Here is a 22,187-nt window from a genome sequence, read left to right as displayed (position 1 = left end):
CCGGCCGCCGCGCCGGCCGCCGCGCCGGCCACAGCTCCGGCCGCGCCATCCGCCGCGCCGGCCTCCCCGGCCCCCGAGCAGCCCGCCGCCGCCGCCCCCGGCCAGGCGGTGGAGCAGCTCCTGGCGCCCAACACGCTGGGCGGCCAGTTGCTGATCGGCGCCTCGCAGCGGCTGGAATGGCTCTCCAGCCAGATCGTCAGCACGGCCGAGGCGGTCACCGACCTGCCGGGGCTGCTCGGCTGGTTCTCCTCCCTGGCGCGCGACCCGGTGACCCAGGCGCGGGTGGCCGATGCCTCCTGGAAGCTGGCGCTGCTGCTCGGCCTCGGCGTGCTGGCGGAGTGGCTGGCGCACCGTGCCCTGCACCGCCCGCGCGAGCGGCTGGACGCGCTGGCGCCCGAGGCCGGCAATGCCTGGACCTGGCTGCGCCGGGTGCCGCTGGTGCTGGCGCGGCTGCTGCTGGACCTGCTGCCGATCGCCGCCTTCGCCGTCATCTCCTACGGGCTGATCGGCGCGGTGCAGCCGCTGCCCACCACCCAGCTCGTGCTGCTGACGGCCAACAACGCCTACATCGTCGCCCGGCTGATCATGGCGCTGAGCCGGATGCTGTTCTCCCCCGCCTCCGCCCATCTGCGGCTGCTGCCCTGCGCCGACCTCACGGCCGCCTATGTCACGGTCTGGCTGCGGCGCATCGTGGTGGTGATGATCACCGGCGGCGCGGTGGCGGAGGCGGGGCTGCTGTTCGGCCTGCCCTGGGGCGCCTACGACGCCATCCTGCGCCTGGTGCTGCTGATCGCCTCGGTGTTCCTCGGCATCATCGTGCTGCAGAACCGGGTGGCGGTGGCGCAGAAGCTGCGCGCGCCCCCGTTGAAGCCGGGCGACGTGCCGAACCGCTCCCGCGCCGCGCTGCGCCGCTTCCGCGACTGGCTGGCCGAGGTGTGGCACGTGCTCGCCATCCTCTACCTGCTGGCGCTCTGGGGCGTCTGGGCGCTCGAGATCCGCGACGGCTTCACCCGCCTGCTGCGCGCCAGCCTGCTCACCGTGCTGGTGCTCTCGCTCGCCAAGGGGCTCGACGTGCTGCTGCGCCGGGCGCTGGCGGGCAGCTTCCGCATCGCTCCCGACCTCGCCGGCCGCTACCCGGCGCTGGAGGCGCGCGCCAACCGCTACGTGCCGCTGCTGAAGGGTGGCATCTCCGGCTTCCTGACGGTGCTGACGGTGCTCACCCTGCTGGAGGTGTGGGGCATCGATTCCTTCGCCTGGTTCGCGCCGGGCGAGCTGGGCAGCCGGGTGCTGCGCTCGGCCCTCTCGGTCGGCTTCACCGCGGTGGTGGCGGTGGTGGTGTGGGAGGCGGTGAACGCCGCCATCCAGCGCCACCTCGACCGCCTCTCGCGCGATGCCGAGGCCGCCCGCAGCGCCCGCGTACGCACCCTGGTGCCGATGCTGCGCACCACGCTGTTCGTCGTCATCCTGCTGTTCGTGGCCTTCAACCTGCTCACCGAGCTGGGCGTGAACGTGGCGCCGCTGCTGGCCGGCGCCGGCGTCATCGGCCTGGCGCTGGGCTTCGGCTCGCAGAAGCTGGTGCAGGACGTCATCACCGGCGTCTTCCTGCTGTTCGAGGACGCCATGGCGGTGGGCGACGTGGTCAATCTCGGCGGCAAGGGCGGCGTGGTGGAGAAGCTCTCCATCCGCTCCATCACGCTGCGCGACCTCGATGGCAGCGTGCACATCATCCCGTTCAGCACCGTCACCGCCGTCACCAACATGACGCGGGACTTCTCCTTCGCCCTGCTCGACGTGCAGGTGGCCTACCGCGAGAGCACCGACAAGGTGGTGGAGCTGCTGCAGGCGCTCTGCCAGGAGATGCGCGCGGAGGCCAAGTGGGGCCTCGTCATCCGCGACGAGATGGAGGTGCTGGGCGTGGACCGGCTGCCGCCGGACGGGCCGGTGATCCGCGTGCGGATCAAGACCGAGCCGATCCAGCGCTGGAACGTGATGCGCGAGATGAACCGCCGCATCAAGCAGCGCTTCGACGAGCTGGGCATCGAGATCCCGGCGCAGCGGCAGAAGCTGATGTTCGAGGGCACGCCCCCGTCGGGCTTCCCGCCGGTGGCGGCGCCGCAGCCGTGAGGAAGGCGGGCGCGGGAGGCGCAGGAACGGGCTTGCCTCGCGGCGCGGGGCGGGCCTATCGTGCGGCCATGCGCCGTATTCGGAACATCGGGATCGTCATTAGCGGCCCGGCCGCCTGAGCGCCCTGCGGGGGGCAGCGGCCGGGATCAACCCCGCGCGACGTCCCCACCGAATGATCCGGAAGCTTCTCCCCATGTCCGACCATCCCTGCGCCCTCACGGCTGCCCGCTTCACCGTCCTCGCCGAGGCCTATCCCGGCCTGCTCTCCCGCGTGCTGGAGCCCTTCGCCAAGCGCGACCTGACGCCCGACCGCGTCCGCTCGCAGCGCGAGGGCGAGCTGCTGCGCACCGAGATCGCGCTCGACGCCATGCCGGTGGAGATGCTGCACCTGGTGGCCGGCAATCTGGGCCAGATCGTCGGCGTGCTGCGGGTGGAGGCCATGGAGGGCCGCCACATCCGCCTGGCGGCGTGAGCCGGGCCGCCTGAACGCAGAGGGGCGCCGCCCGGCCTGCCCGCCGGGCGGCGCCCCGCGCCTCGGCCGCCCCCTTCAGGCAGCGGCGAAGAGCTGGGCCGGCATGGGCTGGGTGTTGTCCACCACCGCCTTCACGCCGGGCACCTGCGCGGCCAGCACCTTGAGCCCGCGCAGCACGGCCGCGCTGTTGCTGAAGCCGTGCAGCTCCACCACCCCGTCCTTCACGTCGACCAGGGTGAAGAAGGTGTCCGCCCAGGGCTCGCGCCGCATCGCCGCCAGCACGGCGCGGCGCAGCCGCTCGTCGGAATACTCGCCTGACTCGGCCGGCGGCTCGACCAGCGCGCGCAGCAGGTCGGCGCGGCTGACGAGGCCGAGCAGCCGCTTCTCATGCGTCACCAGCACGCGGCGGATGCCCTTCTCCTCCATCATCGCCGCGATCTCGGAGACCGGCGTGGTGGGGGCGACGGTGACGACGTCGCGCGTCATCACGTCGGCGGCGGTGGCGCCGTGGCTGGCGGCGTAGCGGTCGGCCAGCCGGTCCATGTCGGTGAAGAGCTGGCGCAGCAGGCCCATCGGCTTGCCGTCGCCGCCCGTCAGGCGGCGGATCAGGTCCGCCTCGGTGACGATGCCGAGCAGCTTGCCATCGGCGCCCAGCACCGGCACGGCGGAGATGCCGCGCTCAGAGAGCAGGCGGGCGATGGCCAGCACCGGCGTCTCCGGCGGCACCGTCACCACATTCTCGGTCATCAGGTCCTTGGCGTTCAGCACGGTCATGGCGGCTGCTCCTATCCGATGCGCCCACCATGCGCCCCGCCGGCCCGGCGCGCCTTGATGCGCATCAATCGCGGCGCGGCCTTGGCATCCACCTGGCGGATGCCCTGGATGAAGCTTCCACCGGGCCGCGCGGGCAGGATAGGGTGCGGATACAGAACAAAATCAGGGAGGATTCCAATGCCGAGGCTCGCACGCCGCAGCATCCTGGCCGGGCTGGCCGCCACCGGCGGCATGGCCGCCCTCGGGCGCGCCCGGGCGCAGGGCAGCCAGCAGCTCTCCATCGCCACCGGCACCACGGGCGGCGTCTACTATCCGCTGGGGGGCGGGCTGGCCAACCTGCTCTCGCGCTCCATCCCCGGCCTCTCCGCCACGGTGGAGGTGACGGGCGGCTCGGTGGCCAACCTGCAATTGCTGGGCGCGGGCCGCGCCGACCTCGTCTTCACCCAGGTGGATGCCGCGGTGGACGCGGTGCGCGGCAATGAGCGCTTCAAGGGCCGGCCCGTGGCGGCGCGCGCCATCGCGGTGCTCTACACCAACCGCATGCAGGTGGTGACCACGGCGGCCAGCGGCATCACCAGCCTGGAGGGGATGAAGGGCAAGCGCATCTCCACCGGCGCCCCCGGCTCGGCCACCGAGGTGATGGCCTTCCGCCTGCTGGAGGCCGCCGGGCTGGACCGCGACAAGGATTTCCGCGCCCGTGAGCGCCTCTCGCCCGCCGAGAGCACCAACGCGGTGAAGGACGGCAAGCTCGACGCCTATTTCTTCGTCTCCGGCGTGCCGACCAGCGCCATCACCGACCTTGGCGCCTCGCCCGGCGTGCAGCTCGTGCTGATCGACCACGACCAGTACGTGCCGCGCATCGTCGAGAAGCACGGGCCGGTCTATTTCCCCGAGGTGATCCCGGCCGGCACCTATCCGGGGCAGGCCACGGACAACCGGCAGATGTCGGTGGCCAACATCCTGGCGGTGCGCGAGGACATGCCGGAGGCGCAGGTCGCCGCCCTGCTCAAGGCCGCCTGGGAAGGGCGCGAGGAGCTGGGCCGGGTGCACGCCGAGGGCCGCAACTTCGCGCTCGCCGCGCAGAAGAGCGCCGCCGCCGGCATCCCCTGGCACAAGGCGGCCGAGGCCTTCTGGACGGCGCAGGGCGCGAAGCTGGCATGAGGCCCCGCCTCCCTCCCGCGCCGGGCGGAGGCCGCGGCTGAATGCAGCCCCCGCGCAACCCGCCGCTCCACAACCTGCCGCCGGAGATCGACCCCGCGTCGCTCGACCAGGGCACCGCCGCCCGGGTGGAGCGGCTGATCGAGGAGGAGGAGGGCGTGCAGAACCGCTTCGGCGGGCTGCTCGGCCACGCGGCCACCCTCCTCGCCGTGGCGATGAGCCTGTTCCACCTCTGGGCCGCCTGGGACATCGTGCCCACCACCACGCTGCGCTTCGTGCATGTGGGCTTCGCGCTGGCCATCGGCTTCTTCCTGTTCCCCCTCTCCCGCCGCTTCCGCGACCGGCTGATGCTGTGGGACCTGGCGCTGATCGGCCTCGGCCTGTTCTGCACCTGGTACCTGATCGCCGGCGGCGACGACCTGCTGGACCGCTACGTCTTCCCCGAGCCGATGGACCTGGTGGTGGGCTGGCTGCTGGTGGCGCTGGTGCTGGAGGCCACGCGCCGCACCACGGGCTGGATCATGCCCGCCGTGGCCATCGCCTTCATGCTCTATGCCTTCTGGGGCAACCACCTGCCCGCGCCCTGGACCCACCGGGGCTACGACACCACCCGCCTGATCCCGCACCTGACCATCACGCTGGACGGCATCTTCGGCACGGCGGTGGATGTCTCGGCCACGCTGATCATCCTGTTCACCATCTACGGCGCCATCCTGCAGGGCAGCGGGGCGGGCAAGTTCTTCGTCGATTTCAGCTTCGCGCTCACGGGGGGCAAGCCGACCAGCGCCGGGCGCACGGTGGTGCTCTCTTCCTTCCTGCTGGGCGGCCCCTCGGGCTCGGGCGTCGCCACCACCGTGACGCTCGGCACCGTGGCCTGGCCGATGATGAAGCGCGTCGGCTACCGCCCCGACGATGCCGGCGGGCTGCTGGCGGCGGGCGGGCTCGGGGCCATCATCTCGCCCCCCGTGCTGGGCGCGGCGGCCTTCCTGATCGCGGAATACCTCAAGCTCGGCTATCTCGACGTGCTGCGCATGGCGGCGATCCCGACCGTGCTCTACTACGCCTCCCTCCTCTTCATGGTGGAGCTGGACCAGCGCCGCCTCGGCGCCGTGCCGCCGCTGGAGGCCATGGCGGTGACGCCGGCCGGGGAGCTGGCGCGGCGCTACGGCTTCCACTTCTCGTCCCTCGTCGCCATCGTGGTGTTCATGGCGCTGGGCTACAGCGCGACGCTGGCCGTGCTCTACGCCATGGGGGTGGCGGTGGTGCTCTCCTTCCTGCGGGCGGAGACGGCGATGGTGCCGCGCCGGCTGGTCACGGCGCTGGCCTCGGGCGCCATCCAGGCGGTGGGCATCGCCGCCACCTGCGCCTGCGCCGGCATCATCGTGGGCTGCATCACCCTCACCGGGCTGGGGCTGAAATTCTCCGAGATCGCCATCCAGGCGGCGGGCGGCTCCCTGGTGGTCACGGCGCTCTACACGGCGCTGATCGTCTGGGTCGTCGGCCTCGCGGTGCCGGTGACGGCCAGCTACATCATCTCGGCCGTGGTGGCGGCGCCGGCGCTGATGAAGCTCGGCGTGCCGGACTACGCGGCGCACATGTTCGTCTTCTACTACGCCGTGCTGTCCGAGGTCTCGCCGCCCACCGCGCTCTCGCCCTTCGCGGCCGCCGCCATCACCGGCGCCGGCCCCTACCGCACCACCCTGCAGGCCTGGAAATACACCCTGCCCGCCTTCGTGCTGCCCTTCGTCTTCGTCACCGACCCGGAGGGGGTGGGGCTGCTGCTCTCGCTCACGCCGCAGATGACATGGGCGGACGTGGCTTGGCAGGTGGTGCTGGCGGCGCTCGGCCTCGCCGCGCTGGCGGCCGGCTGCCAGGGCCAGGCGCGCCGGCCGCTCGGCCTGCCGGAGCGGCTGGGCTTCGTCGCGGCGGGCCTGCTGCTGGTGTTCCCGGCGCTGCTGGACGGGCTGCTGCCGGCGCCGCACTGGCTGGGCCTCGGCCTCGCCGGCGCGCTGCTGCTGCCGCAGTTCCGCGTGCCCGCCCGCCCCGTGCTGTAGCCGGGCGCCGAAGGGGCCCGGGGAATTCCTCTCCCCGGGTCCCGCTTTTCCTGGCGGCCGAGCGCCTCAACCATTATCACGTTCCCGTGATTGTTGAGGCGATCGGCATGCGCGCCCTGCTCGGCCTTCTCCTGCTGCTGCCCGGCTGTGCCCTGCCCGGCTTCGTCGGCGAGGCCCTGGGGCTGGGTCGCGAGCCCCTGCCGCCCCTGGCGGAGGCGGACACCACCCTGCCCGCCCCGCCCGACGGCACGCCCGCGCTGCGGCTGCAATGGGCCGGGGGGCAGGCGCTGGCGGTGCTGGTCGAGCAGCATGGCGAGCGGCGGATGTGGCGCAGCGCCGGCGGGCTGGTGGTGGCCACCGAGGGGGCGCGCATCACCGCCACCGCCGGGCTGCGGGAATGGATCGCCGGCAGCCGCCTGGACGGGGCGGACCCGCTGGAGGAACCGCTGGAACTCGCCGCCCGCCCCGCCACGCTGCGCCGGCAGCTGGACCTGATGCGGGCGGACCGGGCACCGCAGGGCATGCGCTTCGGCCTCTCCCTCACCTGCCGGCTGGGCGCCGCCCGGCGGGAGGCGGTGCTGCTGGTGAGCGAACAGTGCCGCGGCGGCGGCGCCGCCTTCACCAACCGCTACTGGGCGGACCCGGCCACGGGCGGCATCTGGCGCTCCGAGCAATGGGTGGGCGAGGCCGGCATGCTGCGGCTGGAAGTGGTCACGCCGCCTTCCAGCTGAGGCCGGCGCGGCGCGCCCGCGCCACCACATAGGCCAGCCACAGCAGTTGCACCGCCAGCGGCGGCAGGATGATGAGCGGCTTCAAGCCCGGCGCCAGCCGCAGGAAGAGCAGCGCCAGCGCCACGTGGAAGGCGGCGAAGCCCCAGTGCAGCGCCGCGACGGCGCGCACGGAAAGCCCGCTGCGCTGCGCCATCTGGAACAGGTGGGTGCGGTGCGGGGCGCTGACGCGCTCGCCCATCCAGGCACGGCGCAGCAGGGTGAAGCCGGTGTCGAACAGCACGGCGAAGAGCAGCAGCGGCACCAGCAGGAAGGAGAGCTGCGCCACGTCCAGCCGCGCCGCCGCCACCCCCAGCACCGCCAGCATGAAGCCCAGGAACTGGCTGCCGACATCGCCCATGAAGATGCGCGCCGGGTGCAGGTTGAAGGGCAGGAAGCCCAGCACCCCCGCGCCCAGGATCAGGCAGGCGGCGTAGATGAACCAGGCGCCCTGCAGCACCCCGATCAGGCCGAGCCCGGCGCAGACCACCAGCACCGTGCCGCCCACCAGCCCGTCCAGCCCGTCCATGAAGTTGAGGGCGTTGGTGCAGGCGATGATCCAGAACAGCGTGGCCAGCGTGCCGAGCGGCCCCAGCTCCACCACGCCGTACCAGGGGATGGCGAACTGCGTCATGACCAGCCCGCTGGCCACCGCCACCAGCGCCGCCAGCCCCTGCGCCGCCAGCTTCACGACGAAGCGGAAATCCCGCATGTCGTCCAGCAGCGCCACCACCCCGATCGCCACCGCCGCCAGGATGACGCCGATGAAGCGGTCATCGGCCATGCGGGCGAAGTCGGCCACGCGGTAGAGCACCAGCATCCCCACCACGAAGGCGCAGACGATGCCGACGCCGCCGCCCTTCGGCGTGGGGCGGCTGTGCGCCTTGCGGTGGTCCGGGTGGTCGAGGATCGGCCGCGCGATCATCAGCCGCACCAGCAGCGCCGAGATGACGGCGAGGCCGGCGCCGAAGGCGAGGTGTTGCAGGAAGGCGTGGAGGGTCATTCAGGGTGCCCGGGCTGTCGCGGGGGGCCTCGTGCGGGCGGTGGAAGGCTGGGTCAAGGCCAGGGGAAAGAATTCCCCTGGACCCCTTCTTTTTTTTGATCCGTTTTCAGGCGCGCAGGCGGCCGGGGTCCAGCGTGGCGTAGATGTCGCCGGAATTGGCCGAATCGGGCAGCGCCTCCAGCCAGCGCGCCAGGGTGCCGGCATGCACCGGGCCGGGCAGCACGAAGGCGGCCTCCTCGCCCAGGCAGGCGTTGAAGTGGTAGTCGCCCAGACCTTCCAGCGCCTCCAGCGCCTCCAGCGCCACGCGCCGCTGGTGGGTGGTGAACTCGAAGGAGAGGCTGCGCACCGGCGCGGAGAGGCCAGCGAGCGCGCTGGCCTCGTAGCCCTCCACGTCGATCTTGATGAAGTGCGGCGTGCCATGCGCCGCGATCAGCGCGTCCAGCGTGGTGACGGGCAGGCTGATGGCGCCGTCCCACACCTGGCCCCGCCAGCCCTCCGCCCCCTCGGCGGCGGCGATGAAGGCTTCCGAGGCGGTGGCCACGGTGGGGTTGGCGCTGTTCAGGTGCAGCCGCCCGCTGCCCGGCTGGCTGCCCACCAGGGATTGCACCAGCGCCACCTTCCCGTCCCGCCCGAACAGGCGGCGCAGCAGGCGGGCCAGCCCCGGCTGCGGCTCCACCGCCACGGCGGCGGCGCCGAGCCGGCGGAAGCTCGCCGTGCGGTCGCCCACATGGGCGCCGATGTCGAAGCCCAGCTCCCCCGCGCCCAGGAAGCGGCCGAGGAAGCCGTCCAGCACCGCCGCCCGGCCGGGGGCGTAGTAGGTGCGCAGCGAGCGGCCGATGGCGCGCGCCCGGGGGGCCAGCGCGCTCATGCGGCGAAGACCAAGGCGGTGCCGCCGGCCAGGTCCGGCGGCACCATCAGCCCGCCCGGAACCGGGCGCAGCGCGTCGCCGGCGATGCGGCGGATGGCGGCGTTGCCGTCATCGGTGCGCAGCACGCAGCCGGCCAGGAAGGGCAGCGCCGGGGCCTTCACCCCTGGCAGCACCTGCCCCAGCGCCTCGGGCGGCAGGATGCGCAGCCGCCCCTGCGGCAGCGGCAGGGCATAGCCGCCGGCCGGGTCCGGCTCCAGCGGGTGGCCGGTGAGGCGCGAGAGGGCGGCGGCACTCACCGCCGGCACCTCCGCCACCAGGATGGCGGCCTCCAGCGCCACGGCGCGGTTGGGGTGTTCCAGCCAGCGCGGCTGCCAGAGCAGCTCCGGCGTCAGGTGCTGGATCAGTTGCAGCCGGCCTTCCGGCGCGTCCGGCAGCGGCAGGCGGGCGAAGCGGGCGCGCGGCCCCTCGGGGTCGTCCACCGGCCGCTCCAGATGCGCCACGCCGGGGATGTCGAGCCCCGCGCGGCGCAGGCGCTCCAGCTCGGCCTCCGCGTCCCCGATGCCGAAGGCGACGATGTGCATCCCGGTGTAGCGGGCCAGGAACGCGCCGATGCGGTTGTCGAACCGCTCTGGCTCCAGGATGGCCAGCAGCTCCAGATAGCCCTGGCGCAGCATGGCGCAGCGGTTGCCGGTGGCGAAGGGCTCCACCGGATCGCCCGGATGGCGGCGGCCGGATTGCCGCGCGACAGGGGTGAGGTGGAAGCCCAGCGCCTCATAGGCCGCCCAGAGCCCCGGGCCGTCGCGCGTGCAGACGCCGATGTGGTCGAGCGTCGCGGCGCCGGAGGGGGCACCAGAAGGGGCGCCGCTCATGCGGAAGGCGCCTGCTCGTATTTCGGCAGTCGCCAGGCCGCGGGCTCGGCGGCGGCCTCGTCGTACCAGCGGCGCATCAGGGGGTGGGCACGCACGGCCTGCACATAGGCGCGGCTGGTCTCGGAAAGCTCCGGCTCCCAGGTGAGGAAGCGGCAGGCGACGGGGGCGAACATCGCGTCCACCGCGCCGAACTTCTCGCCGAACAGGAAGGGCCCGCCCGAATCGAGCAGCGCCTCGCGCCAGATCGCCTCGATGCGGGCGATGTCGGCCAGCGCCTCGGGTGTCCGGCCCTGGCCGGGGAAGCGGTTGAGGATGCTCATCGGCATGGCCATGCGCAGGCCGCGGAAGCCGGCATGCATCTCGGCGGCGATGCTGCGGGCCTGGGCGCGCGCCGCGCGGTCGGCCGGCCAGAGGCCGGGCACCAGCTCGGCGCAGTACTCGACGATGGCCAGGCTTTCCCACACCCGGCAGCCGCGATGCTCCAGATAGGGCACCATCCCGGCGGGAGTGGCCTGCTTCACCGCCTCGGTGGCGCCGCCGGCGAGCGGGATCACCACCTCCGTCACGTCGAGCGCGGCCAGCCGCACGGCCAGCCAGCCGCGCAGCGACCAGGAGGAATACATCTTGGTGCCGATGACGAGACGGCCTTCCGCCATGAACCGCGCCCCTTGTTCTCTGGAAACCGGACGCAGCCTAGGCCGGGGCGGGGGCGCGGTGAAGCCGCCCCCGCGTCCGCGGGCTCAAGCCAGGGCGGCGGGGCCGCGGCAGACGAAGGCGAGCTTGTTGCCGTCCGGGTCCCGCGCATAGGCCCCGTAGAAATCGGGCGCATAGCGGGGGCGCAGCCCGGGCGCGCCCTCATCCGTGCCGCCCAGCGCCAGCGCCAGGCGGTGCAGCTCCCGCACCAGCGCCGTGCTGGGCGCGCGGAAGGCCAGCATGGCGCCGTTGCCCCGCGTGGCCGGGCCGCCATCGAAGGGCTTGCCGACATAGAGGAAGGGCGCGGCGGGGTCCCCTGGCACGGCCCAGGAGGCGCCGTCCTCCCCCGTCCAGCGCCGGGCATGGCCGAGCGGGGCCAGCAGCGCATCGTAGAAGCGCAGGGCGCGGGCGAGGTCGCTCGTCCCCAGCGTGGCGTAGTCCAACATCGGCCGGTCTCCCTGTCCGTGCATTCCTGGCCCCGCGGCGCGCCCGGCCCCTACTCGGCGGGCACGCCCTTCGAGGTGCTGTACTCGAAATGCAGCGCCTCGCCGGGGAAGATCCGCGGATGGATGGCATGCGCCGCCATCGCCGCCTCGGAGAAGCCCTGCAGGATCAGCTTCAGCTTGCCCGGATAGGTGGCGATGTCGCCGATGGCGTGGATGCCCGGGGTGCTGGTCTCCAGCGTCGCCGGGTTGACGGTGATGTGGCTGCGCTCCAGCCCGAGGCCCCACTCGGCGATCGGGCCGAGCTCCATGGAGAGGCCGAAGAAGGCCAGCAGGTGGTCCGCCGGCACCGCGCGCTCCTCGCCCTTCAGCGTGGCCAGCACCACCTCGGACAGCTCGCCGCCCGCGCCGCGCAGCCCGTGCAGCTGGTAGGGGATGGCGAGGTCGATCTCGCCGCGCGCGGCGGCGGCCTCCATCTGCGCCACGCTCTCCGGCGCGGCGCGGAACTTGGGGCGGCGGTGCACCACGGTCACGCGGGCGGCGATGTCCTTGAGGCTCAGCGCCCAGTCCACCGCCGAATCGCCGCCGCCGGCGATGACCACGCGCTTGCCGCGCAGCTCCTCGCGCCGGGCCACCATGTAGCGCACGGCACCGCTGGCCTCGTAGGCGGCCAGGTCGTTCAGCGGCGGGCGGTTGGGGCCGAAGGCGCCGGCGCCGGCGGCGATGATCACCGCGCGGGCGCGCACCACCTCGCCCTTGCTGGTGCGCAGCGCGAAGCCGCCCTCCTGCGGGGTCAGCGCCTCCACCCGGCGGCCCAGAAGGTGGATGGGGGAGAAGGGCGCCGCCTGCTCCTGCAGCCGCTCGATCAGCGCGCCGCCCGAGATGGCCGGGTGGGCCGGGATGTCGTAGATCGGCTTCTCCGGGTAGAGCGCGGCGCATTGCCCGCCGATCGCCTCCAGCGTGTCGATCACCACGCATTTCATCCGCAGCATGCCGCATTCGAACACCGCGAACAGCCCGGTCGGGCCGGCGCCGATGATGGCGACATCGGTCTCCACCGCGACATGGGGGGCGGCATCATGGGGCGTGGCGTCGGCCATGGGGCGTGATCTCCGCAGAGGGGGCGGGCAGGCATAGAGGCTTTGCCGCCAGGGGGCAAAGGGCAGGAAGGCAAAGGGCGGGGGGGGGGCAAAGGATGCATCCCGCGTGCACGGCCCTGTTGTGCGGCGCACCCCGGCGCGGGCACATTGCCTGCCGGAACACCCGAGACCATGCCCGAGACACTGACCCTCCGCCTGCCCGACCTCGCCGCCACCGAGGCGCTCGCCGCCCGCGCCGCCGCCCTGGCCCGGCCGGGCGACGCGCTGCTGCTGGAAGGGCCGCTCGGCGCCGGCAAGTCGGCCTTCTGCCGCGCCTTCCTGCGCGCCGCGGCGGGCGACCCGGCGCTGGAGGTGCCCTCCCCCAGCTTCACCCTGGTGCAGGGCTACGAACTGCCGCACGGCCCGGCGCATCACTACGACCTCTACCGCCTCTCCGGCCCCGAGGAGCTGGAGGAGCTGGGATGGGAGGAGGCGCGCGAGGGCATCGTGCTGGTGGAATGGCCGGACCGGCTGGGCTGGCTGATGCCGGAGGACGCGCTGCGCATCGCCCTCGCTCCGCTGGAAGGGGGCGATGCGCGCGCGGCGCGGCTCTTTGGCTGGGGCGCGCGGCTGGCCGGGCTGGCCGGCTGAGCGGGCGGGGCATGGGCACGGCGCCGCACCGCCCCTGGCCACCGCCGCCTCTGGCCACCTCCTCCGGCCGTGCCGCAACCGAGACGGGCGCAATCGGCGCTTGGCAAGCGGCGCCGGCTGCGTCACCACCTGCCCCGACATGACCCCCGTGGATTCCTTCCTCGCCGCCCAGGGCTACGCGCAGGCCGAACGCCTGGCGCTGCCGCAGGATGCCGGCCACCGCCGCTACACCCGCCTGCGCGGCGGGCCGCGCCCCGCCCTGCTGATGGACTGTGCCGACGCCCCGCGCGTCGGGCTGACGCCGGAGGAGGATCTGCTGCCCTTCCTGCGGCTGGCGCGGCACATCGGCGGCATCGGCCTCTCCGCGCCCGCGGTGCTGGCCGAGGACACGGCGCATGGCCTGCTGCTGGTGGAGGACCTGGGCGAGGACACCCACGCCGCCCTGCTCGACCGCGGCGCCGACCCGCTGCCCCTCTACGCCGAGGCGGCCGAGGCGCTGGCCGCCCTGCACGCCGCCCCGCCGCCGCCCGGCCTGCCGCTTTGGGAGACGGAGCGGATGGCCGCCACCGCCGCCGCCACCTTCCTCGACTGGTGGTGGCCCGCCACCTTCGGCGCGGCGCCCGCCGGTGCGGTGCGCGCCGAGTTCGCCGCCGCGCTGCGCGCCATGCTGGCCCCTTTCGCCGGCGCCGGCTGCCTGGTGCACCGCGACTACTTCCCCGCCAACCTGATGCGCCTGGAAGACCGCGACGGCCCGCGCCGCACCGGCATCCTCGATTTCCAGGACGCGGCGCTCGGCCACCCGGCCTACGACCTCGTCAGCCTCGTCGAGGACGCCCGGCGGGACGTGGCGCCGGCGGTGCGGGAGGCCACGCTGGCCCGCTACCTGGCGCTGCGGCCGGAGCTGGAGGCGGCGGATTTCCACGCCGCCCTGGCGGCGATGGCGGCGCAGCGCCACCTGCGGGTGGCCGCCCTCTGGGTGCGGCTCGACCGGCGCGACGGCAAGCCGCGCTACCTGGCGCACGGGCCGCGCTGCTGGGCGCTGCTGGCGCGCGCGCTGCGCCACCCCGCCACCGCCCCCCTCGCCCGCTTCCTCGACCGGCACGTGCCGCCCGCGCTCCGGCGCAACCCGGACGCAACGCCCGCCAGCCCCACCAAGGACCCCGCCGCGTGATCACCCTGAACTCCGCCATGGTGCTGGCGGCCGGCCTCGGCACCCGCATGCGGCCGCTGACCGAGGCGACGCCGAAGCCGCTGCTGAAGCTGGCCGGCCGCACCCTGCTCGACCACGCGCTGGACCGCATCGACGCCGCCGGCATCGGCACGGTGGTGGTCAATGCCCACTGGTTCCCCGAGCAGGTGGAGGCGGTCTGCGCCGCCCGGCCCAACCCGCCGCGCGTGCTGCGCGAGGAGCCGATCCAGGAGACCGGCGGCGGCATGCGCGACGCCCTGCCGCATCTGGGCGGCGCGCCCTTCCTGGCGGTGAATGGCGACGCCTTCTGGCTGGACGGCCCGACGCCCACCATCGAGCGCCTGGCCGCCACCTTCCGCGCCGGGGAGATGGACGCGCTGCTGCTGCTGGTGCGCGCCGCCACGGTGGAGGGCGAGGTGGGCCGCGGCGACTTCCTGCTCGACCCGCTCGGCCGGGTGCGGCTGCCGAAGGAGCGCGAGATCTCGCCCTATGTCTATGCGGGGGTGCAGATCGTGCATCCGCGCCTGCTGGAGGGCGCGCCGGAGGGGCCGTTCGGCACCATGCTGCTGTGGAAGCGCGCCATCGAGGCGGGACGGCTGTTCGGGCTGGTGCATGACGGGGCGTGGTTCCACCTCTCCCGCCCGATCGACCTGCGCAAGGCGGAGACGGCGCTGGCGACGGGGTTGCAGCGGGTGCTGTTCTGAGCGCCGGCCCGGCGCGGCTTCCCCGCCCGGGCGGCTACTCCGCGCAGGCCAGCAGCGGGCCGAGCTGCCCCATGCGGCGGCGCACCGTGGCGGCCCGCTCGCGCAGGTAGGGCGTGGGCGCCGCCGCCGACCATTGCAGCGGCGCGGGCAGCACCACCGCCAGCTGCGCCGCCTGCTGCGCCGTGAGATCGGCGGCGGGGCGGTTGAAGAAGGCGCGCGCCGCGGCCTCGGCGCCATACACGCCGGGGCCGAACTCGACGATGTTGAGATACACCTCCAGCACCCGCCGCTTCGGCCAGAGCAGCGCCACCTGCGGCGTCAGCCAGGCCTCCAGCACCTTGCGCAAGGGGTCGCGCCCCGGCCAGAGGAACAGGTTCTTCGCCACCTGCATGGTGATGGTGCTGGCGCCGCGCGGCCGCTCCCCCTCCAGCGCCGCCGCCACCTGGCCGCGCAGCGCGTCGAAATCGAAGCCCAGCATCTGCTCGCAGAACAGGTTGTCCTCGGCGGCGATGACGGCGCGCGGCAGGGCGCGGTCGATCCGCCCGTAATCCACCCAGTCCTTCGCCAGGCCGTGGCCCTGCACGGCGCGGATCAGCATCAGCGGCGTCGCCGGCGGCGGCACGAAGCGGAACAGCAGGATCAGCAGCGGCGGGCCGAGCAGCAGCAGCAGCGCCGCGCGGAGCAGCCAGCGGCGCCATCCTCCGCGCCCGGCGCCGCGCATGCCGCTCAGCGCCCGCAGGCGCCGGCCCGGTCGCGGTGCGACCAGGGATAGGTGAAGCGCCCGGCCCAGGCGCCGGCCTTCTCCGCCTTGGCCGCCGCCTCCTCCTCCGCGTAGCGGCCCTTGGAGTAGCGCGTGCAGTCGAAGGCATAGCCGGAGCGCACCATGGCGGCGTTCAGGTCGATCTCCCGCCCGCCCTGCGACACGGTGCAGACGGCCACGCTGCGGCCATAGGTCGAGCTGCCATCCGGCGTGCAGGTGATGTCGCGCCCGTCGATCAACGCCGCCAGCTGGTCACGCGCCGCGCGGCCGCAGGCGTAGCGGCCGCCGGGGCGGTTGCATTGCTGGTCGCCCTCCAGCGCGTCGATCCCCTGCATGCGGACGCGGATGCCGGCGATGTCGAGCGTGTCGCCATCGAGCACCCGGGCCTGGCCGGAAAAGGGTGCGGTGGGCAGCTCCGCCTCGCCGCGCGGTGCGCGGCGGCGCGGCGCCTCCTCCTCCTGCGTGGTGACGACGCGCCACAGCGCGCGGCCGAGGCGCATCCAGTCCGCCTCGGTGATCTGCGAGGCGCCGAGCAGGCCGGCGATGGCGGCGGCGAGCGCCACCCAGGGGGCCGCGGTGCGGCGTTGGCGACTCATCGGCCGGCATCCAGCGGAAGCGTGGTCATGCCGCATGCCCTATCGGGCCGGCCGCCGGATGAAAAGGGGTTCAGGCGACGGGCGGCAGGTTGATGGGCGGACGCTCGGGAATCTCGCAGGGCTCCTCCGCCGACGCCTCGCCCTTCTCCGCCCGCTCGGCGGCCACCTCTGCCGCCGCGGCGGCCTCCGGCGCGGTGGGCGGGCGGCCGCGCGCGTGCCAGGCCTCGGCGTCGCGGCGGATGGCGTAGGCCTTGGTGAACTCCGCCCCAAGCAGGAAGATCTGCGCCGAATAGTAGATCCACAGCAGCACGATCACCGCCGAGCCGGCCGCGCCATAGGTGGAGCCGATGGCGCTGCTGCCGAGGTAGAGACCGATCAGCGTCTTGCCGACGTTGAACAGCAGGGTGGTGACGACGGCGCCCACCAGCACGTCGCGCCATTCCAGCCGGCGGTCGGGCAGGAACTTGTAGATGGCGGCGAACAGCGCGCAGATCAGCGCGAAGGAGATGACGGCGTTGGCCAGCCGCACCAGCACCGCCACCGCCGGCAGGCTCTGGTCCAGCAGGCTGCCCAGCGCCGTCAGCGCGGCGCTGACCACCAGCGAGACCATCAGCAGGAAGCCCAGCGTCGCCACCAGCCCGAGGCTCGCCGCGCGCGCCCGCAGCAGGCGGGAGACGGTGTCGCCCTTCAGCTCGGCGCGCCAGATCATGTTGAGGCTGGCCTGGATCTCGCCGAACACGCCGCTGGCGGTGATGAACAGCGTCAGCACGCCGAACACGCTGGCCAGCATGCCGGAGGTGGGATTGGAGGCGCTGAGGATGATGCTCTGCACCATCTCCGCGCCGCCCGGCCCCATCAGCCCCTGCAGCTGCGCGACGATGGCGCCGCGCGCCGCATCCTCGCCAAAGGCGAGGCCGGCGATGGCAATGGCGATGAGCAGCACCGGCGCCAGCGAGGTGACGGTGTAGAAGGCAATGGCCGCGCCACGGCTCAGTGCCTCGTCCTCGATGAATCCCAGCACGCTCTGCCGCGCCAGCCACCAGGCCTTGCGCATCATCCCGCCCCTCCCCTGGAACCCACTGGCCAAGGAACGGCTCCGGCCAAGGCGGGGTTGCCGGCAGGAGAGCCTTGGCCGGTCCGCGTGGCGCTTTCGCCACACCTCTCCGGGTGCCACCGCCCGGCGGCTACCGGGCCGGGGTGGTCCTGCCCTCAGTCACGCCGGATCCTGGCCCGCCAGGCCATGGCGCGGCGCAGCCAGGTGGGTCTGCCGGCCACCGCGGCGGGCTCCGGGCCGGAGGAGGCCGGGCCGGACGGGGATGGGCCGGGGCGTGGGGCGGCGGCCGGCGGGGTGTCGGGCGGGTCTCCGTCCGCAGGAGCAGCGGCAGGCCCGGGAGCGGAGGGCGCCGCAGCTGAAGACGCCGGAGCTGAAGACGCCGGGGCCGAGGACACCGGAGCCGAGGACGCCGGGGCGGCGGGGGCCGTGGCAGGCGCCGGCGGGCCGGAGGCGGGCGGCTCGGCCCGCCCCCCCGTCGCCTTGGCCTCCGTCACCCTGGCCTCGATCACCCTGGGCGCGGGCACCGGCGCGGCCGGCGCCGGGCGGGCGGGCTGCCGCGCCAGGTGCAGCGGCGGCGCGTTCCCCTGCTTGTCCTCGCCCATGTAGAGGGTGATGTGCGGGAAGGGGATCTCGATGCCCCGCGCGTCGAACACCTCCTTCAGGATCTCGTTGTAGGCACGGCCCGCGCCCCAGTGCTTGCCGGCGACGGTCTTGATGCGGGCGCGCACCATCACCGCCGAATCGGCGAAGGCGGTGACGCCCTGCATGTCCAGCGGGCCGATGATGGAGGGGCCGTGCTCGGTCTTCTGCAGCCGCTCGAAGGCCTCCTGCATGGCCGCCTTCACCTCCGGGATGCTCTCGCGGTAGGCGACGCCGATCTCGGCCACGTGGAAGGCGAAGTCCTTCATCATGTTGGAGACGGTGTCGACCGAGGAGAAGGGCACGAGGTGCAGCGTGCCGTTCAGGTCGCGGATCGAGAGGGAGCGGATGGTCAGCTTCTCCACCACGCCCGAGACGCCGCCGGCGGCCACCACGTCGCCCTCGTTCATGGCGTTCTCGAACTGGATGAAGGCGCCGGTGATGATGTCCTGAACCAGCTTCTGCGCGCCGAAGCCGATGGCCAGGCCGATGACGCCGGCACCCGCCAGCAGTGGGCCGATGTTCACCCCCAGCTCGCTCAGCGCCAGCATCGCCACCAGGATGACCAGCGCCACCGTGGCGGCGTTGCGGAACAGCGACAGCAGGGTGCGCTCCCGCGGGGTCGGCACCGTGCCGTAGTTGGGGTTGAGCCGGTACTCCACCCAGGAGGAGAGCGCGACATAGACCGCCATGCCCACCAGCACGATCAGCGAGGCGGAGACGAGGGCGGCGACGAAGCGGCGGCCAGCCTCGGTGGAGAGCCAGCCCAGCACGTCCAGCACGCCCCAGGCCTGCGCCACCGCCAGCAGGATGGCCACGCCGACGAGGCCGCGCACCACCCGCAGGATGGCGGGGATGAAGGTGTTCAGCCGGCGCTGCAGCAGCGGCAGGCGCTCCTGCACCGTCTCCGGCACATGCACGCCGCCAGCGAAGAGGCGGCGCGTCAGGTGCAGCACCACCGCGCCCGCCACCACCGCCGCCACCGACTGCCAGGTGGCGGAGAGCATGAAGCCCAGCGCATGGCGCGGATTGGCGACCCAGGCCAGGAACAGCGCCAGCAGGTAGAGGATGGCCAGCACGTGCCAGGCATGGCCGAGCGCCGTCCAGCCGCGGCCGAAGGCGCGCAGCCCCCGCACATCCTGCCGCTGCGCGATCCAGCGCTGCCCGGCGCGGCGGTGCCGCAGCACGGCGAAGATGCCCATCAGCAGCGCCGCCAGCATCACCACCAGCCGCAGCGACTGCGCGGCGGCAACCGAGGCGTTGCTGTTCAGCAGCGGCGCCAGCAGCATGAAGGTGTAGCCGATCAGCGAGGCGGCGCGGCTGAGCCAGAAGGACCAGGCGCGGGCGCCCTCGTCGCCCAGCGGCAGCAGGCGCAGCGCCGGGTAGCGCGGCATCAGCGCCGCGCGCACCAGCGCCTTGCCGCCCTCGACCACCAGGAAGGCGTTGAGCAGCAGCGTCTGCTGCACGGCGATGACGCCGGTGGTGCCGTAGTTCAGCGCGAAGAGGTAGCCGGCGCCCCAGGCCAGCAGCACCGTCATCGCCTCCACCAGCAGGGCGCTGAGCAGGATGGCGGCGCGCACCAGCGGGCTGCGCCCGGCGGCGCGGCGGGCGATGCCGGCCAGCAGCGGCGCCGCCAGCAGCCGCAGCGCGTAGAAGCCGCCCAGCACCACCGCCACCAACAGCAGCAGGGTGGCGGCGCCGCTCCACAGCACCGCGCGGTCCGCCTCCGCCAGCTCCCCGACCAGCTGCCTGAAGCCGCGCGCCAGGGAGACGGTGTGCTGCACCAGCCCGGCCGCCTGCTCCGCGACGTCGCGCGAGTATTCGGCGAGCTGGCGGGCGAAGGTGGGCTCCGGCTCCGGGGCGAGCAGGGCGGGCATCTCCGGCGTGGCGCTGCCCGTCGTGGCGCCGGCCGCGCGCAGCCGGGCGATCAGCGCGGCGCGGCTGGCGTCGTCCTCCAGCAGCCTGGCCAGCGCCTCGGGCGAAAGCTCCGCCGCCGTGCCGGCGGGGGGTGGGCTTGCCGTCTGGGCGCGGAGCGGGCCGAGGCCCAGCCAAAGGCCAAGCAGGACGAGGAGGAACAATCGCATCGGGCGGGGATATCTCCGGTCGGAGGCGGGAAAGGGACCGCCATCCTAGGAACCGGGTCCGCCAAGTCCACCCGCAGGCCGATCAGAGCCTCATGAGGTGCCTTGCCTGCGGTTGACCGCAACGCCCACGCATGGGGCCCCTTCGCCGCGATTCCAGGACTTTGGCGGCTGGCGCGGACTCATTCCCGGATCGTCTGGTCGAGCAGGCAGAACATCAGCTCGTGCTTGTTGTGGGCGCCGTGGAAGAGCTGCGCGCCGGGGATGGCGGCGAACTCGGCCGCCGTGTCGTGGTCCGTCCCGCCCTGGAACTTCAGGGTGCAGACGAAGTGCCGCGCCGCCCCGGCCGCCATCCAGCGCCGCACCAGCTGCAGCAGCCGGGCGGGGTAGCAGATGATGTCGCTGAACAGCCAGTCCACCGGCGGGTGCTTCTCCGGCTCCAGGCCGAAGGCGCTCTCGGTGCGGATCGTCACATTGGGCAGCGCCGCCACCGCCGGGTCCATCTGCGCCTTGTCCACCGCGATGACCGGCCCGCCGAGTTGCGCCAGCGCCCAGCTCCAGCCGCCCGGCGCGGCGCCGAGGTCGAGGCTGGTCTCGTCCGGGCCGGGCCAGCGGCCGATGCGCGTCAGTGCCTCCCACAGCTTGAGGTAGGCGCGGGAGGGTGGCCCCGCGCGGTCCTCCTCGAAGCGCACGGCGCCGCCGAGGAAGGGGCTGGTCTTGGTCGGGCTGGCCAGCATCCGCTCCGGCGAGAGCAGCGTCCAGGCGCCGAGATGGCCGGTGGGCGCGGGCTCGGGGAAGCGCAGCGCGCGCCCCTTCACCGGCGGCAGCGCCGCCTCGATCAGCGCCGCGCGGCGGTGGTGCAGCACCGGCAGCAGCGACCAGTTGCGCTGGATGGCGCGCAGCGCCGCGGCACCTCCCTTGATGGAGGGGATCTCGATCTCGCGCGGGTCGGTCCAGACGTCGAGCGCCCAGGCGGCACCCACGGGCGGCGCCCCGGAGAGCGCCAGCGGGCCGTGCCAGCGGTCGATGGCGACGCCGGCGCGGCGCAGCTCCTCCTCCAGTTCCGGCTCGAAGCCTTCGGCGGCGAGATAGGCGCTCTGAATGCTCATGCCGCGGGCCTCCGCAGCGCGGCCAGCGCCAGCAGCAGCCAGCCCAGCATCAGCAGCGTGCCGCCCTGCGGCGCGACGCCGAGCGACTCGCCGCGCAGCACCAGCCACCAGACGGCGCCGCAGAAGCCGAGCGAACCCAGCGCGAAGCAGCCGCCTGCCAGGTGCGCCAGCCGGGCGCCGGGCCGGCGCTCGGCCAGCAGGCCCACGGCCAGCAGCGCCAGGGCGTGCCAGCCCTGCATGGTGAGCGCGCTCTGCACGCGGCGGTGATCCGCCTCGTCCAGCACCAGCCCGTGCGCGGCCCAGGCGGAGAGCGCCACCGCCAGCAGGCCGGACAGGGCGCCAAGGACGAGCCAGAGGCGGGGCATCAGCAGGGCTCCTCGGAGATCGGGGGGCGGGGTATAGCCCGGCCGGCGCCGGATGGCAGGGCCAGGCCGCGCGGCAGGGTGGACCAGTCCGGCACCCAGCCCTGCGGCGCGCGGCGGAACAGCGGGGTGGCGAAGGCGGCGGCCACCGGCAGCGCCGCCGGCCAGTCCGGCACCCAGCGGTCGCCCTGCGCCAGGGCGACGCACAGCGCCACCGGCTCCACCCCCGCCAGCCGCAGCAAGGCGAGGCCGGCCAGCGCCGAGCTGCCGGTGCTGATGACATCGTCCACCAGCAGCACGCGGCGGCCGGCGAGGCGCGGCAGCAGGCGCGGGTCCAGCCACATCCGCCGCGCATCCGGCGCGGTGGAGGAGGAGGTCGGCACGGAGAGCGCCGGGTCGTACCACTTCTTGCGGGAATAGCCGGGCGCCACCCAGTTGGGGTGGCCCAGCGCCTCGGCCACCGGGCCGCCGAACACATGGCCCAGCGTCGGCAGCCCCACCACCACCTCGGCGCCGAAGGGGCGGGCGGCCTCGGCCATCCAGCCGCAGAGCGCGCGCTGCACGGCGAAGCCCGCCTGGTTGCCGATCAGCCCGGTGACGGCGATGGCGCCATAGTCGCGCAGCGGCAGCACCAGCGCCCGGCCGTCCGGCATCGGCGCCGGGTAGTGCTCCGCATGGGCGGCGGCCGGGCGGGGCGCCGGGATCAGCTCTTGCCAGAATTCCATGACCGGCCCCGAT

Annotated in this window: 22 protein-coding genes; 8 read left to right on the top strand and 14 right to left on the bottom strand. The window is 74.0% G+C overall.

All coding sequences use genetic code 11. The annotated features are described in order from the left end of the window. The coding region (locus tag ACFOY6_RS16930) for a mechanosensitive ion channel domain-containing protein (RefSeq protein WP_379651716.1) at nucleotides 1-2,124 on the top strand (2,124 nt) is incomplete at its 5' end. 193 nt (nucleotides 2,125-2,317) lie between these two features. Continuing rightward, nucleotides 2,318-2,596 carry a hypothetical protein gene (locus ACFOY6_RS16925; protein WP_109518454.1) on the top strand — a complete coding sequence of 93 codons (279 nt, stop codon included), beginning with the start codon at nucleotides 2,318-2,320 and terminating at the stop codon, nucleotides 2,594-2,596. A 75-nt stretch (nucleotides 2,597-2,671) separates the two neighbouring features. Here ACFOY6_RS16925 and ACFOY6_RS16920 read toward each other — a convergent pair whose 3' ends face one another. Continuing rightward, nucleotides 2,672-3,370, bottom strand: coding sequence for a CBS domain-containing protein (locus tag ACFOY6_RS16920; RefSeq protein ID WP_379631246.1), 699 nt, complete (start codon nucleotides 3,368-3,370; stop codon nucleotides 2,672-2,674). Nucleotides 3,371-3,547: 177 nt separating this feature from the next. Between ACFOY6_RS16920 and ACFOY6_RS16915 the strand changes: the two genes are divergently transcribed. The 3 genes from ACFOY6_RS16915 (at nucleotide 3,548) to ACFOY6_RS16905 (ending at nucleotide 7,313) form a co-directional block, all read left to right on the top strand. Continuing rightward, nucleotides 3,548-4,531 carry a TAXI family TRAP transporter solute-binding subunit gene (locus ACFOY6_RS16915; RefSeq protein WP_379631248.1) on the top strand — a complete coding sequence of 328 codons (984 nt, stop codon included), beginning with the start codon at nucleotides 3,548-3,550 and terminating at the stop codon, nucleotides 4,529-4,531. A gap of 41 nt (nucleotides 4,532-4,572) precedes the next feature. Then, nucleotides 4,573-6,582, top strand: coding sequence for a TRAP transporter permease (locus tag ACFOY6_RS16910; protein WP_379651715.1), 2,010 nt, complete (start codon nucleotides 4,573-4,575; stop codon nucleotides 6,580-6,582). Nucleotides 6,583-6,689: 107 nt separating this feature from the next. Beyond that, nucleotides 6,690-7,313: a YjbF family lipoprotein gene (locus ACFOY6_RS16905; protein WP_379631254.1), complete on the top strand. Its 624-nt coding sequence runs from the start codon at nucleotides 6,690-6,692 to the stop codon at nucleotides 7,311-7,313. Here ACFOY6_RS16905 and ACFOY6_RS16900 read toward each other — a convergent pair. The 6 genes from ACFOY6_RS16900 to ACFOY6_RS16875 all read right to left on the bottom strand — a co-directional run bounded on the left by ACFOY6_RS16900 (nucleotide 7,294) and on the right by ACFOY6_RS16875 (nucleotide 12,325). Continuing rightward, nucleotides 7,294-8,352 carry a glycosyltransferase family 4 protein gene (locus ACFOY6_RS16900; RefSeq protein WP_109518458.1) on the bottom strand — a complete coding sequence of 353 codons (1,059 nt, stop codon included), beginning with the start codon at nucleotides 8,350-8,352 and terminating at the stop codon, nucleotides 7,294-7,296. The genes ACFOY6_RS16905 and ACFOY6_RS16900 overlap by 20 nt on opposite strands. A gap of 106 nt (nucleotides 8,353-8,458) precedes the next feature. Beyond that, nucleotides 8,459-9,220 carry an FkbM family methyltransferase gene (locus tag ACFOY6_RS16895; protein WP_379651714.1) on the bottom strand — a complete coding sequence of 254 codons (762 nt, stop codon included), beginning with the start codon at nucleotides 9,218-9,220 and terminating at the stop codon, nucleotides 8,459-8,461. Continuing rightward, nucleotides 9,217-10,089, bottom strand: a complete 873-nt coding sequence (locus ACFOY6_RS16890) for a VOC family protein (RefSeq protein ID WP_379651713.1) — start codon at nucleotides 10,087-10,089, stop codon at nucleotides 9,217-9,219. Before ACFOY6_RS16890 ends, ACFOY6_RS16895 begins: the two co-directional genes overlap by 4 nt. Further along, nucleotides 10,086-10,745 carry a glutathione S-transferase gene (locus ACFOY6_RS16885; protein ID WP_379651712.1) on the bottom strand — a complete coding sequence of 220 codons (660 nt, stop codon included), beginning with the start codon at nucleotides 10,743-10,745 and terminating at the stop codon, nucleotides 10,086-10,088. Before ACFOY6_RS16885 ends, ACFOY6_RS16890 begins: the two co-directional genes overlap by 4 nt. An 84-nt stretch (nucleotides 10,746-10,829) precedes the next feature. Further along, nucleotides 10,830-11,228, bottom strand: coding sequence for a VOC family protein (locus ACFOY6_RS16880; protein WP_379651711.1), 399 nt, complete (start codon nucleotides 11,226-11,228; stop codon nucleotides 10,830-10,832). 50 nt (nucleotides 11,229-11,278) lie between these two features. Beyond that, nucleotides 11,279-12,325 carry an NAD(P)/FAD-dependent oxidoreductase gene (locus tag ACFOY6_RS16875; RefSeq protein ID WP_109518463.1) on the bottom strand — a complete coding sequence of 349 codons (1,047 nt, stop codon included), beginning with the start codon at nucleotides 12,323-12,325 and terminating at the stop codon, nucleotides 11,279-11,281. A gap of 171 nt (nucleotides 12,326-12,496) precedes the next feature. On the opposite strand from ACFOY6_RS16875, the gene tsaE reads away from it, so the two are divergent. The 3 genes from tsaE (at nucleotide 12,497) to ACFOY6_RS16860 (ending at nucleotide 14,848) form a co-directional block, all read left to right on the top strand. Next, nucleotides 12,497-12,955 (top strand): tRNA (adenosine(37)-N6)-threonylcarbamoyltransferase complex ATPase subunit type 1 TsaE, encoded by a 459-nt coding sequence (gene tsaE / locus ACFOY6_RS16870; protein ID WP_379631262.1) that lies wholly within the window; start codon nucleotides 12,497-12,499, stop codon nucleotides 12,953-12,955. 100 nt (nucleotides 12,956-13,055) lie between these two features. Continuing rightward, entirely contained in the window at nucleotides 13,056-14,126 is a 1,071-nt protein-coding gene (locus ACFOY6_RS16865; protein ID WP_379651710.1) for an aminoglycoside phosphotransferase family protein, read from the top strand. Next, the gene (locus ACFOY6_RS16860; protein ID WP_379651709.1) at nucleotides 14,123-14,848 is read left to right on the top strand and encodes a nucleotidyltransferase family protein; all 726 of its coding nucleotides are present in this window, start codon (nucleotides 14,123-14,125) and stop codon (nucleotides 14,846-14,848) included. Before ACFOY6_RS16865 ends, ACFOY6_RS16860 begins: the two co-directional genes overlap by 4 nt. A gap of 34 nt (nucleotides 14,849-14,882) precedes the next feature. Here ACFOY6_RS16860 and mtgA read toward each other — a convergent pair whose 3' ends face one another. From mtgA to ACFOY6_RS16825, 7 genes are all read right to left on the bottom strand, one after another. Continuing rightward, nucleotides 14,883-15,569, bottom strand: coding sequence for a monofunctional biosynthetic peptidoglycan transglycosylase (mtgA, locus tag ACFOY6_RS16855; protein WP_379651708.1), 687 nt, complete (start codon nucleotides 15,567-15,569; stop codon nucleotides 14,883-14,885). 5 nt (nucleotides 15,570-15,574) lie between these two features. Further along, the gene (locus ACFOY6_RS16850) at nucleotides 15,575-16,204 is read right to left on the bottom strand and encodes a thermonuclease family protein (RefSeq protein ID WP_181378236.1); all 630 of its coding nucleotides are present in this window, start codon (nucleotides 16,202-16,204) and stop codon (nucleotides 15,575-15,577) included. 70 nt (nucleotides 16,205-16,274) lie between these two features. After that, nucleotides 16,275-17,261 (bottom strand): YihY/virulence factor BrkB family protein, encoded by a 987-nt coding sequence (locus ACFOY6_RS16845; protein WP_379651707.1) that lies wholly within the window; start codon nucleotides 17,259-17,261, stop codon nucleotides 16,275-16,277. Between the two features lie 152 nt (nucleotides 17,262-17,413). Then, a complete protein-coding gene (locus ACFOY6_RS16840) occupies nucleotides 17,414-19,981 on the bottom strand; it encodes a mechanosensitive ion channel domain-containing protein (RefSeq protein WP_379651706.1) in 2,568 nt (855 codons plus the stop codon). Nucleotides 19,982-20,160: 179 nt separating this feature from the next. Then, nucleotides 20,161-21,087 (bottom strand): SAM-dependent methyltransferase, encoded by a 927-nt coding sequence (locus ACFOY6_RS16835; protein ID WP_379631274.1) that lies wholly within the window; start codon nucleotides 21,085-21,087, stop codon nucleotides 20,161-20,163. Continuing rightward, entirely contained in the window at nucleotides 21,084-21,452 is a 369-nt protein-coding gene (locus ACFOY6_RS16830) for a DUF423 domain-containing protein (protein ID WP_109518470.1), read from the bottom strand. Before ACFOY6_RS16830 ends, ACFOY6_RS16835 begins: the two co-directional genes overlap by 4 nt. Next, nucleotides 21,452-22,174 carry a phosphoribosyltransferase gene (locus ACFOY6_RS16825; protein WP_109518496.1) on the bottom strand — a complete coding sequence of 241 codons (723 nt, stop codon included), beginning with the start codon at nucleotides 22,172-22,174 and terminating at the stop codon, nucleotides 21,452-21,454. Before ACFOY6_RS16825 ends, ACFOY6_RS16830 begins: the two co-directional genes overlap by 1 nt. Nucleotides 22,175-22,187: the final 13 nt, after the last annotated feature.

Origin of the sequence: Teichococcus aestuarii, from assembly GCF_042651065.1 — a bacterium.
GTDB classification, from domain to species: Bacteria; Pseudomonadota; Alphaproteobacteria; order Acetobacterales; family Acetobacteraceae; genus Pseudoroseomonas; species Pseudoroseomonas aestuarii.
This window is presented reverse-complemented; position numbering and strand designations above follow the sequence as displayed.